This window comes from Hydrogenophaga sp. BPS33, from assembly GCF_009859475.1.
Lineage (GTDB): Bacteria > Pseudomonadota > Gammaproteobacteria > Burkholderiales > Burkholderiaceae_C > Hydrogenophaga.
In genome coordinates, this window is the sequence record NZ_CP044549.1 from 1 (window position 1) to 16,698 (window position 16,698).

Consider the following 16,698-nt stretch of genomic DNA (forward strand, 5'->3'; position numbering starts at 1 on the left):
ATGATCGAGGGCACTTCCCCTGACACCCTCCCGGCCGCAGGCACCGCCTCGCTCTGGTCCGCCTGCATGGACCGTCTGGCCCAGGAAATCCCCGAGCAGCAGTTCAACACCTGGATCCGCCCGTTGGCCGCCACGGTCGCGCCCGACGGTTCCCGCATCACCCTGGCCGTGGCCAACCGGTTCAAGATGGACTGGATCCGCGCGCAGTATGCGTCCCGAATCAGTGCGTTGCTCGAGGCCATTCAGGGCGCCCCCACGATCCTTGAGTTAGTGCTCGCTCCTCGCGAAACCACCAGCAGAACCTCCCCTTCTCCGCGGGTTGCTCAAGATCCCGTGCTGGCGGAGCTCCCCGATCTGGCACCTGTGGAAGCGGCGGCGCCCAGTGGGGCCAAGACAAGGCTCAATCCGGCGCTCACCTTCACCACCCTGGTGGAAGGCTCGGCCAACCGCATGGCGCGGGCAGCGGCCATGCACGTCGCCGGCAGTCTGGGGCAGTTGTACAACCCGCTGTTCATCTACGGCGGCGTCGGCCTGGGCAAGACCCACCTGGTGCACGCCATCGGCAACCATTTGCTGGCGGATCGTCCACAGGCGAAAGTTCTGTACATCCACGCCGAGCAGTTCGTCTCCGATGTGGTCAAGTCCTACCAGCGCAAGACCTTCGACGAGTTCAAGGAGCGCTACCACTCGCTCGATCTGCTGCTGATCGACGACGTGCAGTTCTTCGCCAACAAGGAGCGCACGCAGGAGGAGTTCTTCAACGCATTCGAGGCGCTGCTGGCCAAGAAGAGCCACATCGTCCTCACCAGCGACACCTACCCCAAAGGCCTGGCCGACATCCACGAACGGCTGGTCTCGCGCTTCGACTCGGGCCTCACGGTGGCCATCGAACCGCCCGAGCTGGAGATGCGTGTGGCGATCCTGATCAACAAGGCCGCGGTGGAAAACGCCGTCATGCCAGAGGAAGTCGCCTTCTTCGTGGCCAAGAACGTGCGTTCCAACGTGCGCGAGCTCGAGGGTGCCTTGCGCAAGATCCTGGCGTACTCGCGGTTCAACCAGAAGGACATCTCGATCCAGCTGGCCCGCGATGCGCTCAAGGACCTGCTGTCGATCCAGAACCGGCAGATCGGCGTGGAGAACATCCAGAAGACCGTGGCCGACTTCTACAAGATCAAGGTCGCGGACATGTACAGCAAGAAGCGCCCGGCAAGCATTGCCCGCCCGCGCCAGATTGCCATGTTCCTGGCCAAGGAGCTCACCCAGAAAAGCCTGCCGGAAATCGGCGAATTGTTCGGCGGACGCGACCACACCACCGTGCTGCACGCGGTGCGAAAGATCGGCGCGGAACGCCAGCAGAACACCGAGTTGAACCAGCAACTGCACGTGCTCGAGCAGACGCTCAAGGGATGAGCTCACAAAAGGGCAAAATAGCGAGGATTTGGCCCGCGCAAACAAGGACACGGGGCCACCGGGAGGCAGGGGCCGGCCGACACGCAACCAGAGAAGAAAGAGTCTGACATGATCGTTTTGAAATCGACCCAGGACAAGGTACTGGCCGCGCTGCAATCCGTGGCGGGCATCGTGGAACGGCGCCACACCCTGCCGATCCTGGCCAACGTCCTGCTTCGCAAGACCGGCTCCCAGGTGCAGCTGACCACCAGCGACCTGGAAATTCAGATCCGCACCACGGCCGAGCTGGACGGCGACGGCGCAAACTTCGCCACCACCCTGGGCGCGCGCAAGCTGATCGACATCCTGCGCACCATGCCGGGCGACCAATCCGTGAGCCTGGAGTCGAGCGGCGGCAAACTGATCCTCAAGGGCGGCAAGAGCCGTTTCACGCTGCAGAGCATGCCCGCCGAAGATTTCCCGCTGGTGCAGGAGTCGGCCAGCTTTGGCCCGGTGTTCTCGGTGCCACAGAAAACGCTGAAGAACTTGCTGGGCCAGGTGTCGTTCTCGATGGCCGTGCACGACATTCGCTACTACTTGAACGGCATCCTGTTCGTGGCCGAAGGCAAGCAGCTCAGCCTGGTGGCCACCGATGGCCACCGTCTGGCATTTGCGTCCGCCACGCTGGATGTGGAAGTGCCCAAACAAGAGGTGATCCTGCCGCGCAAAACCGTGCTCGAACTGCAGCGCCTGCTCTCCGACAAGGAAGGCGCGATCGAAATGCAGTTCGCCGCCAACCAGGCCAAGTTCAGCTTCGATGGCATGGAGTTCGTCACCAAGCTGGTCGAGGGCAAGTTCCCCGACTACAACCGCGTGATCCCGAAGAACCACAAGAACATCGTCACGCTCGGCCGCCAGCCGCTGCTGGCCTCGCTGCAACGCACGGCCATCATGACGAGCGAGAAGTTCAAGGGTGTGCGCTTGAATGTCGAGCCCGGCGTGCTGCGCGTGGCCTCGAGCAACGCAGAACAGGAAGAAGCGGTCGACGAGCTCGACATCGACTACGGTGGCGACACGATCGAAATTGGCTTCAACGTCACCTACCTGATCGACGCGCTGCAGAACATGTCGCAGGAGATGGTTCGCATCGAACTCTCCGATGGCAACAGCTCCGCGCTGGTCACCAATCCCGACGACAACGCCTTCAAGTACGTTGTCATGCCCATGCGCATCTAAGGCCAGCCACTCCGCTTGCCTGCGCCTTCCAAACCCGCGACCACCGCGGGTTTGGCGTTTACTGAGATCGAGAAATTCCACCATGTCCGACGTCAACAAGCCCGCCGACTCCGTCAACACCGGTGCGGCCCAAGCCGACAGTTCCAATTTCCAACCCACCATTGACGCCCACCAGGCTGGCGCCAGCGAGGGGTATGGCGAGGGCTCGATCCAGATCCTGGAGGGCCTGGAGGCCGTGCGCAAGCGCCCGGGCATGTACATCGGTGACACTTCCGACGGTACTGGCCTCCACCATCTGGTGTTCGAGGTGGTCGACAACTCGATCGACGAGGCTCTGGCCGGCCACTGCGACGACATCGTCGTGACCATCCACACCGACAACTCCATCAGCGTGGTGGACAACGGCCGCGGGATTCCCACCGGCGTGAAAATGGACGACAAGCACGAGCCCAAGCGCTCAGCGTCCGAGATCGCGCTGACCGAACTGCACGCGGGCGGCAAGTTCAACCAGAACAGCTACAAGGTCTCGGGTGGCCTGCACGGCGTGGGCGTGAGCTGCGTGAACGCGCTCTCGCAATGGCTGCGCCTGACGGTGCGCCGAGAAGGCCATGTGCACCAGATCGAATTCGCGCGCGGCTTCGTGCAGAACCGTCTGATCGAGACCACGCCCACCGGTGTGGAGATCTCGCCCATGCGCATCACGGGCGCCACCGAGAAGCGTGGCACCGAAGTGCACTTTCTGCCCGACTACGAAATCTTCCGCGAGAACGCCGATTTCCACTACGAGATCCTGTCCAAGCGCCTGCGCGAGCTCTCGTTCCTGAACAACGGCGTGCGCATCCGCCTGAAGGACGAGCGCAGCGGCAAGGAAGACGACTTCTCCGGCGCTGGCGGCGTGAAGGGCTTCGTTGATTTCATCAACAAGGGCAAGACCGTTCTGCACCCCAACGTGTTTCACGCCATGGGCGATCGCGCAAGCGACCAGGGCACCAACATCGGCGTCGAAGTGGCGATGCAGTGGAACAGCGGCTACAACGAGCAGGTACTGTGCTTCACCAACAACATTCCGCAGCGCGACGGCGGCACCCACCTCACGGGCTTGCGCGCGGCGATGACGCGGGTGATCAACAAGTACATCGAAGAAAGCGAAATGGCCAAGAAGGCCAAGGTGGAGGTCACCGGCGACGACATGCGCGAAGGCCTGTGCTGCGTGTTGAGCGTGAAGGTGCCCGAGCCCAAGTTTTCCAGCCAGACCAAGGACAAGCTGGTGTCCAGCGAAGTGCGCGGCCCGGTGGAAGACATCGTGAGCCGCTTGCTGGCCGACTACCTGCAGGAGCGCCCGAACGACGCCAAGATCATCTGCGGCAAGATCGTGGAGGCCGCGCGCGCGCGTGAAGCCGCGCGCAAGGCGCGCGAAATGACGCGCCGCAAGGGCGTGCTCGACGGCATGGGCCTGCCCGGCAAGCTGGCCGACTGCCAGGAAAAAGACCCGGCACTGTGCGAGATCTACATCGTCGAGGGCGACTCCGCCGGGGGGTCCGCAAAGCAAGGCCGCGACCGCAAGTTCCAGGCAATCCTGCCGCTGCGCGGCAAGATTCTGAACGTGGAGAAAGCGCGTTACGAGAAGCTGCTGACCAGCAACGAAATTCTCACGCTGATCACCGCGCTGGGTACCGGTATCGGCAAAGCCACGGGTGTGGGCGGCACGGCCGGCGTGGACGATTTCAACGTCGCCAAGCTGCGCTACCACCGCATCATCATCATGACCGACGCCGACGTGGACGGCGCGCACATCCGCACGCTGCTGCTGACCTTCTTCTACCGCCAGATGCCCGAGCTGGTCGAGCGTGGCCACATCTACATTGCGCAGCCCCCGCTGTACAAGGTGAAGGCCGGCAAGGAAGAGCTCTATCTCAAGGACGGTTCCGCGCTCGACGGCTTCCTGCTGCGCATCGCGCTGAAAGACGCGAGTGTGTTCACCGGCGGCGCCACGCAAGCCACGCTGAGCGGCGACACCCTAGGTGAACTGGCGCGAAAGCACCAGGTGGCAGAGAGCGTCATCGCGCGCCTGTCCAACTTCATGGATGCCGAGGCGCTGCGCGCGATCGCCGACGGCGTGTCGCTCAACCTGGACAGTGTGGAGCAAGCCGAAGCGAGCGCGGTGGCGTTGCAGGCCAAGCTGCGCGAACTCACCACGACCGGCGTGCCCGCCGAAGTGGCTTCCGAGTTCGACGCGCGCACCGACAAACCCATTCTGCGCATCAGCCGCCGCCACCACGGCAACATCAAGAGCAGCGTGCTCACGCAAGACTTCGTGCACGGCGCGGACTACGCCGCGCTGTCGACCGCGGCCGACACCTTCCGCGGCTTGCTGGGCGAAGGCGCGAAAGTGTTGCGCGGCGAAGGCGAGAAGCAGAAGGAAGAAAAGGTCAACGACTTCCGCCAGGCCATGCGCTGGCTGATCAGCGAAGCCGAACGCACCACCAGCCGCCAGCGCTACAAAGGCCTGGGCGAGATGAACCCCGAGCAGCTGTGGGAAACCACGATGGACCCGAACGTGCGCCGCCTGTTGCGCGTACAGATCGACGACGCGATCGAGGCCGATCGCGTGTTCACGATGCTGATGGGCGATGAGGTGGAGCCGCGTCGCGACTTCATCGAGACGAACGCGTTGCGGGCAGGGAATATCGACGTATAGGCCTGTGTAGATGAGAGGAACTCGAATTAGTCGGACTGAACTCGAGTTCCTCAGACTGGAGAAACTGAAATAGTCAGACTTTCTCGCTTACTCTTCAGATGTGAGTTTGCGATCACTCTCAACAGAGAGGCCAAAAACGGCGCTTTTCTTACGCAGGCATCCCGATACCAAGGCTCTGGCGTTTTCGACCCAAGGCATGCGGGAACGTTGCGCGATCCCGCTTCCGAACTGGCAACTTCTCCGAGATCGCAAGCTCTTGTCCCGCCTCAGCTGTCTCACCCCCCGCCTCGGCCCAGTCTTCACCTGACAGATGCTCCTCCAGGGAGGTTTAGCGCTGCGGCTGTGTCAAATTGCGGTGGATTGAGCAGCCAGGGGCGGCTGAGCAGCGGGAGGAGTCGGTCGGCGGCAACGGCCACACTCCCGGTGCGCGCCATCTCGCTGACGTTGGGTCAGGCGGCATTCGCTGGCCCGAGCGTCGGCTCCCCGATGGGAAGCGGACCCTGGGGCCCCAGTTCGCCGCCTCGCCGCTTGAACGACTCTACTGCGATTAACGCCTACTCCACTGTGGTCGCGACTGCGCGCGCCCTATACACAGTCCGTCAAGCTCGAATGCTGCAACTTCGCCTAGCCAGAAAACTCTGAGGACCGCGTACTTCATCTCGCCACCGAGACCTGCGCGACATTGGTATCCACTGGATTCTCATTTCCGAACCGATACCAAGCAGAGGCTGGAACCGGCATTCGAAAGTGTCGGCATGCAACGAAGTCAAGGGCCCAAAGCCCGACCTTGCGCGTCGGCGACGACTCAACCCAATCGAACTCCGGTTGCTCAAGGAACTGCTTCATCCGCAACCGCATGTCTGCGGTAGACGAAAGGAGTGCGTAGGGAGCCTCTGCTTCTCCCTGGTCCAGCGCATCGCCGAAGTACCAAGATTCGGGCCACTCTTTGGTCGGGTGCCAGAGTTGAGCACAGACCTTGTCATATGGTCCCGTGGCGCCTCGTGCAAGGGCAGCGTAGTGGTCATCCAGCTTGAAGATCACACACAGCGCCGCGATCGTAGCCAAGGACCAGGATGTGCTCATCAGTTTCTCGGTCAGCTTGGAGTCCTTAGGACTGACTTCGAGCTCCACAAGGTCCTCTAGAGAATCCGTCGACACAGGAAACTTCGACTCGGTCTGAAAGCAGTAGTCCAGCCGCTTCGCCATTTCGGCGACCCAGCCCTTGGCCTCGTCGTGTCGTCCAGCAAGAACCAAGAAAATCACTGCCAGGGTGGCGTCAATGATGTGACCGTCGAGACGTGGCGATGCACTCGCTTCATGATTTTTAATCAGCGCGCAAAGACCATCTGCGATCTCCGCGACATTGCTTTCGATGGTCGCCACAGCCTCTGCGCCATTGGCTGGCTCCATCCGGCAGGCGAGGCCGATCGCAGCGATCAAGCCGATGTGCTCGAAGAGCACGACGGCGAACGCTGCGCCTTCGCTGCCGTAACCCGCCATGCCGTCCCGTACCTCAAGATGCGGTCGAATCACATCGAAGTATCTCGCTGCTGCCTCCGTATACGAGTGCCACATTCCAGCGATCGTCGCGTGCAGCTTGGGTCGCTCGTTTGGATCTGTCAGCTGAAGTCTGTGCCAAGCCCAAAGCAAAGTGCGCTCGCTGATCCAAAGCGCTTGCCGGGAATCGCCTTCAGCTTGCGCCCACCTCGTACAGATCTGCGCGGCAAGGTGAATTCGTCGGAAGGCCTTTTGCAGCGCCTTCGTGTCCAGACTCGGCATCTGTAGCTTTCCGTCTGCTGTGAGGCCCAATTGCCTCAGCAGCATGCGATTCAGATCGCGGAAGTCGTACTCTGAGTCGCTGGCCAATGCGAGAGACTTTCGAAGATCAGCTCGGTCGCTTGGAGCAAAGAGGTTCTCGTCCAACATGAATCGCTCGACCAGGTGAGACACGCGATCCGCACCCCAAAAGTCAAAACTCGCCCGTGCTGAGTTCTGCTCCTTGAACCCTGTCCAATTCGTTTCAACGTCTTGCTTGAGGTCCCCCGTCGTGGCCAGAACTATCGTCTTCCGCAATCCAGCATGTTCCGGCGCCACGAGTTTCGTCAAATAGACGTCCAGGACTTCGTTGAGGCTCGGTCGGACCGAGGTCGGCTCGCCGTTATCCCAGTCCCGGCGTCCAAGGTCTCCTTGTTTGATGACCAGCAGGAGCAATTCTTCTATGCCATCAACTGGCGATTTCCCGACAGCAGCCAGGTCGACGCCGAACTGCCTCACACCGGTCTGAGGTTTTGCTAGCGGCACGTAGCCCATGGCCAGCAGCAGGTCGGGAAGCAACCTGTCGAACTCATCGCGCTCGCGCAGCGTTCGCAGAAACTGCGAAATGATCAACCTCATGATTCGTCCAGCTTCGCAAGCCTGAATCCAAGATGGCGGATTGAGTTTCCGATCGGATCAAAGGCTTCGCGCCGCGGAAGCTCGATCGAGTGAGACATTGATGAGAGCTTCATCGAGGGACCATAGTTCGCATCTTGGTAGCTGAATGTGCCTCGCCCAGCCTTGATGGTGATCTGTGTCGAGACCTGCCGCCAAATAGAGTCCCGGCTGGCCTCTTCAAATGACTCGTTCATCTGCTTCGCTCGGGCTCGAGAGAAAAGTCTCCGCAGCCTAGTGGGCGGTCGAAGCTCGTTGAGCATCGGTAGGGAACTCTGCTCATTGACGACTTGGTCGACCGTTTCTGCCACTTTCAACAAGAACTCCTTATGGCTACCCATGGATGCAGCTTCGGTTGCGTTGCGGCACGCAGCTGATGTGCTTCCGGGATAGTCATACCCGATCTCGTCCACAAGCAAGGCGCCAAGTATTGGGTAGATTCGCCTCTCCGACTCATTCGACAGAAGCATCGACAAGGCCAGCGAGGTCAGTTGCGCCCTGTCGTGAACGTAGCCGAGCAATCGTCGAGCAAGAAAGAGGAGATCCTCCGTTGCAAGCCCATTCAAGCGTCCCTTGTCCAGACGCAACTCCGTGCGCGAATGGTGACTGAGTTGACTGAGAAATCCAGCCAATGCTGCGGGATGCGCCTGCTGGTCGCTGAGCAGCCAGTTTGTTACCAATGACTCCCAACTAGCTTCGAGCGGGACAAGCTTGCGCACGGTGTGGTTGAAGAGACTCGCCGTCTCAGAATCGATTGCCGCCCTGTGACCATGATTGGCGACCCACTTCTCTAATGTCGACGCGACCATAGGCGCATTGGCTGGGTCCGATAGCAGCTTGGCCAAAGCATGATCCAGGTTGCGGATAGCACCCTTGAATTCGGGTTTGAGCGACGTCATGAGTCCAACCCAACGCGGAGTGCTGCCGCGCTCACTAAAATCCTTTGCCCTGAGGAAGAGCGCTGTTGCTACTGCGCAAAGCACATCCTGATCGCCACCCTCGGCTAGACGTTCGAGGATGGAATCAAAGACGGCCAAGATGTGCATGGCGCTTGCGGCCGCGTGAATCGCCTGCAATCGCAGTTCGCCCTGTTCGCGCTCGATGAGGGTGACAACTTCCCTTGTAACCAAGTCGATCAAAGGTGACGGCGCGCGCTCGTCGAGGAGCAGCCGACCAAGCGCCCAAACGCCGACTCGCTCCCTCAGAGGAGCTCCTGACCGCACATCCCGTCTTGCGACTTCAATGGCTGATGCATAGTCAGTCTTCGCGAGGGCAGCAACCGCATTCCCTAGCAGGCTCGCGGTAGCTTCGGACAGGTTCTCCAGCACCTTTGCATGAAGTTCCAGAGCGGCACCTACGTGCGTCTCCAGCCAGGATTCAAGGGCGCCATGAATTGCTCCACTCGCCATGTCATTCTTGGTGGGTTCGTACTTGGCAACGAACAGATCGACTATCGATGACGCCTCTACTTCTTGCAGGTGGGGCAATGCGGCTTCGACAAGGTGGAGAACGTCGAAAACGTCTGAGCCGTCACGTATGCGTTGGGCTGCAACTGCGAGAACATCAATGTTGACCGAAGCCAGTGCGAGGAGGCGCCCAGAAGCTTGGTCGTTGTGACCGATCTCGTCGCACCACAGCCCGTAGGCACGCTCAAATAGCTCATTCGCATCAATGCCGGAAGTCGAATGCAGGCCCTCAAAAGTTGCACTCGCGACTATGACGTTGCGCGCCTCAAGCGAGTCGAACTGGACTGCCGCGCCTTCTACCAATTGACAACCGTCCGGCATATCAGCTGCGGCCAGAACCGCGCCGTCGGGCACGTCGATGTGCAGGCCGATGCCATCCTCTCGGTGGAGACGGAGCGCAAGCTCAGTCACCAGTGGCCTACAGAGTCCTTCTGGATAAACAACTTGGCTCACTGGATTCCCCCTTCACTCCCGGCAGCCCTTTGTGAGACCGAAGTATCAGTCACTCAAATTCCGATCTTGGAAATGCATCTGACACAACATGCCGTTGTCGACGAACACGTGAAAGACGCCCATAGTGCTGCGTCCGGCCGCTCCGCGCGCGAATCTGCGCGGAGACTACGCCGATGATAGAGGCTTGGCTTGTGAGGAGACCTTTTGATGTGAGACCCCGCTGCGATTGGCCTTTTCGGAAGCAGTTCGCGAGTCGATCAACCGTTTCGGGGCTGGCAACTTGAGATCGCATATGGTTCCTCCGGGTCGCTTGCTTCGCCGATTTGCTCACCTGCAGGCGTCGGTTCTGCCCGCTTCGGCGCACACGGGTCGAAAGGCTGCTGTTAAGGGTGATGCTGTCGTCGATTCGGTTGGAGTTCAATGGCCGTTGCTTAACGCAGCAGCCCTTCTACCTTCACGCCTCGAATGACGCAGTCCAGTCTGGAGCTGCCTCCCACGTGCGCACGTCTGCGTGGCAGATGGTCGCTGGTCGCCGGTCGCCGGTCGCCGGTCGCGTAAGGCTACGGGAGATTTGCCCGCTCCTGGCCGAAACGGGAGGGCTAGCCTTCGCGCTTGTCGCGGCCACTGTTCACAGCGATTTCAAATCCGGGAGCCAGCACGGGGCTGAGATTTTCAGGTTGAGCGACACCCGGGCGAGCGTTGAGAGGTCGGGTCGCTTTTATCCATTTTTATGGAATTCGGATAATTATCTTCATTTCATAATTTCTGTTAAATCGCTCCAGCCGAGCGAAGGACTGGCCGTTCTCGAGGACGGGAACAGACGGTTCTCGGACATGCTCGCATACCGCGTCATTGGTCCCCACCTTCGGCATGGACGACCGCCGCCCTGCACAGCTGATATTGGCATCTGAACGACGACTTCAGACTGGCTGCTGACCTTGAGTTTCCAGATCTGAGTGAGCGCCGCTTGCGAAGCCCGCCATTCAGGCTCGACAAACGCGTCTGCCCGCTGTCCCCCCGGAACCGGTCAATCAGCGACAGCTCGCCGCCAAATCGCGCGAACGGCTGCTCGCGCAGTTCGCGAGTTGGCGCTGTGCGCCCACAGCAGCCGTTCAACGATCTATTGGGCTTGCACAGGACCGGTCGTTCAAAGCGTGCGCGTTCGACAGGCTGGTTCCCATTTTCTTCCTTGTCCGGCCCCTGCTATGGCGCCTACCAGTTCCCGAGCGATCTCTGGTCCGACACTGCGGTGTCCTCGGGCCCGTAAAGACGGGCGCGCGCATTTCCAGGATTTAGCCGACCGCCGCGATGTGGTCCGAGGTGTTGGGGCAGATATCCTAAGCCGCGCGGCGCCGCCCTTAGTACCCGTTGTAATCGAACCTACACCGGAGCAGCGCCTCGGTGGGGCCGTACTCTCCGCGTCTGCCACGCGATCGACCCGCCTCCGAGATCAGGTGCAAGTTTTTGCGAGCGCGCGAAGCTAGGACGTATAGCAACTTGCTCGCCGCGACATCACCGTCGACTTCGCTGAAGTGGGGCACCATGCCCTCAAGAAGCCCGAATGCAATAACGACGTCGAATTCGGCGCCCTTGACTCCGTGGATCGTCGAAAGGGTAATCCCGCTTCGCTCGCGGAACACTTTTTTGAAGAACGACAAGTCAGTGATGTATGCCGCACCGGAGTTCTGGAGCCTCTCCAAACGCGCCTGTGAACTCGCAAAGAACGCCTCGCGGTGCTCCAGCAGCCCGGGAAACGAATTTAAGTTGATGCCCAGGCGATCAAGCAAAGCGACAAACGCCTGATCGAGATACGCCAGGCCGTCTGTTTCGGTGATGTTCAGGGAGTTGGACTCGCGCAGCAACGCCCTTTGGGTGATCCCCGACGTATCGACGCCGAGATCTCTCAGGTCGGCGATGACGTCCCTGGCCCATCGCATGCGTCGCACCAGCATCTGGGGCGACGACTCCGTCAGCAAGATCTTGGAGAGTTTGAACCAGAAGTTGTCAGGATCATTGCTGAACGGCACCAATCCTGGGCCATCGAACTGCTGCTCGGGGAGCAGCGCCACAAGTTTTCGGGTGGTCGACGCCAGCAAGATCCACCACGGAGCAAGCACGCAAATCTCTTCGGGTGCATGTCCTTCGGCCAAGCTCTTTTGAATGAGCCTGACCAGCTCATCGTGAAGGTCTTCGTGCGCAACGAGTCGGTTGTAAGAGACTTGGCTCGGAAATCCAACCATCTTCCCTGCTCCCTCGATGTCGGTGGCGTGCACATTGAAGTTGGAGAAGTGCCCGATGATCCTAGCGCTTGAGCGGTAGTTCAAACGCAGCGCCATCTCCCGAATGGGGATGTTCGTGAGCGCGCGAAAGTCCACCGCTGAAATGGCATAACCGCCAAGCGAGCCGTAAATCGCTTGATTGGGATCTCCCACGATGAACGTCTTGGTGCTGCCGGCTCCTGCCCGCAGGATGGACCCCACCAGGTTGTATTGGATCCGCTTCGTATCCTGGTACTCATCGACGAGGACATAGGAGAAGACTTGGGAGAGCAGCGCCGCGATATGCGGCTGATTTCGGATCAGCACCTGGGAATACCAAAGGATCAACTCGAAATCGATTCGTCTCGTGTCCGCCAGTTCTCGGAAGTAGGCCGTCAGCACCTGACGGATCGCGTCATGCTTCCATGTGTCCGCGCACCCCAGCCGGTACTCATCCCCTTCGAAGTAATAGTCGCAGTCCCATGAGGTCACGCCGCGATACGGTGCGCAGAGCCGCTCCAGCATCTTCTCCCGGTCGTGCCGATCCAACACCGTGTACCCACGTTCCAGTTCCGGGACGTAGATCCCGTAAGGCTTGATGATCCATTCGAGACAGAACGAATGGATCGTCCCGATCCAAAGGGCAGTGGTGTCAACTCCAAGGGCCTCGATGCGCTCCTGAATCTCGTCAGCGGCCCGGTGCGTATAGGTGATGGCCACGACGATGCGCTTGTCCGTGCGCCGGGACAGCTCATAAGCGATCTTGTATGTCAGCGTGCGCGTCTTCCCGCTGCCCGGACAGGCGACAAGAAAAACGCTCAACGGTTCCTCGACGGCGGCCGCTTGCTCAGGATTGAGTTCGCTGGCATCCCAGACAAACATCAGGTCATCCCGGCCAGGAACTCATGGACCGCGTCGCCCGGCAATGCGGTTGCGGCGGCGGCACGAAGGGTAGGCAGATCGATCTGCAGGTCACCATACCGCTTAAGCTCTGGGGTAAACGCCGTCAGACGAGGGTGCGAGGCGACATCACTGCGCCACAGGCATTTCATCCGGTGATGGAGGATTCGAATGATCAGCGGGCGCGAGAACACGCCATGCGCGAACAGCACAGCATTTCGAATGTAGGGCGGCACGACGACTTGGTGATCCAAAGTTTGGGCAAGCAGGATGGCGAACCATCCCTTGCCTTCCTGCTCGGCCATCGTCAAGGTCCGGTAGCCACTTTGATGGATGTGCCCCGAGCGAAGGTCGGTCGTTGCCTGCGTGATCGTCGCTGGCGCCTTGTAGACCTTGTCGACGCTTCGCACGAACGCTTCATGATTGCCTGCCCCGACCAGATCTACCTCGAAGGTATGTGTGGCGTAGAAGCTCCGGACCCAGGCGTTGCCCGCGCCGAATGTGTCCAAATCGATCTTCCGTTGCGCCCCTGCCGCTTGCGAGCCGATCGCCTTTCGCTTCCTGGCGGCCAAGACGTCGCCATCCGCCGGATTCGGCGTGGTGTCGAAGAAGACAGTGTCCAGGTCAGTGACGATCGCGCACCGCTTGCGGATCCGGGTGTCGTGGAACAGGACTGCGACGTTTTTAAACCCGGTGCTGCGGATGTTGATGACGCTGAGCCCCAACTCATCCACGCTGAGGCCCAGGACCTGCTTCACGAGCGCAGGGATCAGGATCTCTTCCGCATCCCCCTCCACCAGGATCACGCTCTTGGCGAACAGCAGGTTGCTCCGCACCGCGTCCAGGTATCGCTGGATGCTGGTCACCTGGGTAGGATCCAGCCCGGTCGCCGGCTGATAGGCCTCACAGAACGCGCCGCGTCGACCCAAGATGTTGACGTTGCTCACATTGCTCACCTCGGAGATCTGCGTAGAGTGGGTCGTGTAGATGACCTGGGCATCCTCGTAGGCGATGCGATCGAAGAGCGTCTTCTGGATATGGGTGTGGATATGCGCTTCGGGCTCTTCTATGAGCAGGAAATTCGCGATCGCCATCTTCTCGCGCTGATACTTGAACTCCAGCAGTTTGAGGGTCAGGTAGATCAGATTGGCGCCGCCGAGGCTGAGTTCGTTGATAGTCCCTTCATACCCGTCCTCCGACTCCCCGACGAACAGACGCAGCGACTGAAACAGCTGCTCCGCTTCCTCGGGCAGGTCCGACCGGATCGACAGCGACGTCGGGGAGTAGGTTTCGCCGGCGGTGTCCTTGATGGTCTCGCGGATGTGCTTGCGCACAGACTGCACGTCCTCGAGTCCTTCGATGGCGCCATTGAGATCGCGCACCTGGCCCACGATAGGCACAAGGGCCGCCGCGTCGATCTCACCGCTCTTGCTCTTGAGCAGAGTGAGCAGCGGATTGGTGCGGTTGTTGTGAAACTCGGCCACGACGTCGCGAAGTGCCTGGATGAAGGTAAGTGACACCTCCTTGGTAACCGACAGGAACCCCGGCACCTTGGCCCCAATCTCAGGGAACTCGGTTTCGTCAGAGAAGGAACAAAAGTCGAAGTCTCCGACGATCCGTTGATACGTCGCCGGATCACCAAAGTCAGCGCTGCTTCGGCCGGTGAAGATGGTCTCGTAGTCGTCGATGGTTAAGCCATCCCGAATTGCCTTCAACTCCGCATAGTCAAAGTCATCGAGGGCCGCCAGCTTCAGCCGGATTTCCTTCTTGGGGCGGAAGATGAGGTTGTAGGTGGCCTTGGAAATCGGTCCAGCGTGGATACCGGCGGTGCCGTGCAAGAACAGCGCCTGGACCGCCTCATCCGGGCTGAGGTCCTCGAACTCCATGCTGATGATGATCCAGTGGCCCTGCCACTGATCCAGCGCGCGGCTGAAATCGGACCCTTCAAGCCGATAAGCTGCGCGGACCATGTTGTCGTCCAGGAGCAGCCGGATAGCGCGGAGGATGTTGGACTTGCCCGCGCCGTTCTCTCCGATGATGGTATTGACGCCGCGCTGAAACGTCAGACTGGTGTTCTTGAAGTTTCGGTAATTGACCAGCGTGAGTTTGGAGATGTGCATGTCTTTGGCCTTCGTGCTCCCTGGGGCATCAGTGTCTATTTGTAAGCTATCGTAACGTGGCGGTGACGGCGAGAGCGCAGTCCTGGCGGCCGATTGCCGCAAACCCGCGAGGAGAGAGGGTTTCCACACAAAGGGGTCGGTCTGGACACGTGTTGATAGCGCCAGGCGACTGCGCAGAGCGACGACGCCCTTGGACCATCGGCGCATGAACTGGCGGCACGTGGCCGCGCCGCGTGCCTGGGAGGCATTCAGTGAGTTGCGCCTGCGACTGCGCGAGTCGAACCTGCCCTCCCAGTTCTCTGCGCAGCACGTGCATACGCCCAGCAAAGCAGTGATTCAGCTTCACGCGTCGCAGACCCACACCTGCGTTTTCAACAGGAAGAATCACGCGCCATGGAACGCCCCCCTACGTCGACACGGCTATACGACCAGACTTTTCAGCGCGCTTTCAAGCACGCGGTGCAACTGTTGGGGGTGCCCAAGCCGGCGACGCCGAACACTTTGCGCCATTGCTTCGCCACGCATCTGCTGCAAAGCGGCAACGACATCCGAACGGTGCAGGAGCTACTGGGGCAGTCTGACTGCGGCCACCACGATGATCTACACGCACGTGATGCGGCTGTCCGCAGGCCATTCCAGTGCGGTCGTTCGGGCCACGCGAGGTAGGGGGCTTCAGCGACGCAAACTGGCGCAGACCGTTTGCTCGCCGTTTAGGTGGCAACGGCGGCAACCACTGCACAGCCGGCTTTCACACCAGGAGGATGGCTTCAAGCTCGCCTCGGTCACTCGACCGTGCAAGTCAAACTGAAGGGTGCGCTAACGGTTGTTCGAAGGCTACCCCGGGCAATGCCAGTAGCTCGTCGACTTAGTCCATTCTCGCAACCCAGTGCCCAAAAGCCAAGCCGCTAGGCCTAAGCAGCTCAGGTTCTTGTTCACCGTAGAGCGCATGCCATCGTACGTTAGTGCTGTTCGCTTACCGTTTATCGGATGAGAAGCTTCACAGCGGGCGCAAGATTTCCCGAAATCCTACTTAAGAAGTGTGCTGCAGGTGCTTGAAATTACGTTGCTTTGCTTTTTCCACCATGTGTAAGAGATATACAAATTACCTTATAAATCAACAGCTTACGAAAACTTCGCATGTAGACGGGAGCTGCCAGCAGATGTATCTTGGCTGCCGTCGCGTTTTCAAGTCATATCTGTCACATGAGCCCCTTTTCTGAAGCGTTGAGATCCCTACGTTTCCAACTTGGTCTCCGCCAGCAGGAACTGGCCGACCTTGTCGGCTGCGACCGCACTTATCTCTCGGCACTTGAGAACGACCAAAGGCCAGCACCCACCATAGAGTTTCTGGAAAGGTTGATCCAGGCTCTCGCTTTGAATGAAGAAGAAGCAGAGGGCCTGCGCTCAGCCAGGAGTCGTTCCAGGAGGACGTACACCGTGCCGGGCGACTCACCCCAGGCGACTTACGATTTTGTGCACGATCTATTCACCCGTCTGGACAAGCTGACGACCAGGCATCTGCGCGCGTTAAGCGCTGTATTGCAGATCAGTGATCCACATGCGGGGAGAGGACGATCTCGAGCGAGTCGTCCTTCAAGTGCCATCCATCACGATCAAAAGGAGGACACCATGTAAAAAACGGGACAAACCTCTCGGCCTGCCCCGTTTGTGGGATGCAGCTGACGCTACTTCTCGGTGGTACTTGAAGTATCGCGCCAGTTCCCGCGACGGTCAACTACGCGCGTGCG

The 16,698-nt window shown here is 60.0% G+C and carries 9 protein-coding genes; 5 read left to right on the plus strand and 4 right to left on the minus strand.

The genetic code is table 11. The features are described from left to right. The 3 genes from dnaA (at position 1) to gyrB (ending at position 5,323) form a co-directional block, all read left to right on the plus strand. Positions 1-1,410 carry a chromosomal replication initiator protein DnaA gene (gene dnaA, locus F9K07_RS00010; protein ID WP_159588150.1) on the plus strand — a complete coding sequence of 470 codons (1,410 nt, stop codon included), beginning with the start codon at positions 1-3 and terminating at the stop codon, positions 1,408-1,410. A gap of 108 nt (positions 1,411-1,518) precedes the next feature. Then, positions 1,519-2,625 carry a DNA polymerase III subunit beta gene (dnaN, locus tag F9K07_RS00015; RefSeq protein WP_159588152.1) on the plus strand — a complete coding sequence of 369 codons (1,107 nt, stop codon included), beginning with the start codon at positions 1,519-1,521 and terminating at the stop codon, positions 2,623-2,625. A gap of 82 nt (positions 2,626-2,707) precedes the next feature. Further along, on the plus strand, positions 2,708-5,323 hold the full coding sequence (gyrB, locus tag F9K07_RS00020) for a DNA topoisomerase (ATP-hydrolyzing) subunit B (protein WP_201451494.1): 2,616 nt from the start codon (positions 2,708-2,710) through the stop codon (positions 5,321-5,323). Positions 5,324-5,977: 654 nt separating this feature from the next. On the opposite strand, the gene F9K07_RS00025 is transcribed toward gyrB, so the two are convergent. The 4 genes from F9K07_RS00025 to F9K07_RS00040 form a co-directional block, all read right to left on the minus strand. Continuing rightward, positions 5,978-7,717: a hypothetical protein gene (locus F9K07_RS00025; RefSeq protein ID WP_159588154.1), complete on the minus strand. Its 1,740-nt coding sequence runs from the start codon at positions 7,715-7,717 to the stop codon at positions 5,978-5,980. Then, the gene (locus tag F9K07_RS00030) at positions 7,714-9,672 is read right to left on the minus strand and encodes a hypothetical protein (protein ID WP_159588156.1); all 1,959 of its coding nucleotides are present in this window, start codon (positions 9,670-9,672) and stop codon (positions 7,714-7,716) included. The genes F9K07_RS00025 and F9K07_RS00030 overlap by 4 nt, the downstream gene beginning before the upstream one ends. 1,358 nt (positions 9,673-11,030) lie before the next feature. Beyond that, positions 11,031-12,812 carry a UvrD-helicase domain-containing protein gene (locus F9K07_RS00035; protein WP_159588158.1) on the minus strand — a complete coding sequence of 594 codons (1,782 nt, stop codon included), beginning with the start codon at positions 12,810-12,812 and terminating at the stop codon, positions 11,031-11,033. Then, positions 12,812-14,950 (minus strand): AAA family ATPase, encoded by a 2,139-nt coding sequence (locus tag F9K07_RS00040; protein ID WP_159588160.1) that lies wholly within the window; start codon positions 14,948-14,950, stop codon positions 12,812-12,814. Before F9K07_RS00040 ends, F9K07_RS00035 begins: the two co-directional genes overlap by 1 nt. Positions 14,951-15,343: 393 nt before the next feature. Here F9K07_RS00040 and F9K07_RS31675 point away from each other — a divergent pair, with 393 nt between their 5' ends. After that, the gene (locus F9K07_RS31675) at positions 15,344-15,616 is read left to right on the plus strand and encodes a tyrosine-type recombinase/integrase (protein ID WP_442907363.1); all 273 of its coding nucleotides are present in this window, start codon (positions 15,344-15,346) and stop codon (positions 15,614-15,616) included. A gap of 537 nt (positions 15,617-16,153) precedes the next feature. Continuing rightward, complete coding sequence (locus F9K07_RS00050) at positions 16,154-16,585, plus strand: helix-turn-helix transcriptional regulator (RefSeq protein ID WP_159588162.1); 432 nt, start codon at positions 16,154-16,156, stop codon at positions 16,583-16,585. Positions 16,586-16,698 lie beyond the last annotated feature (113 nt).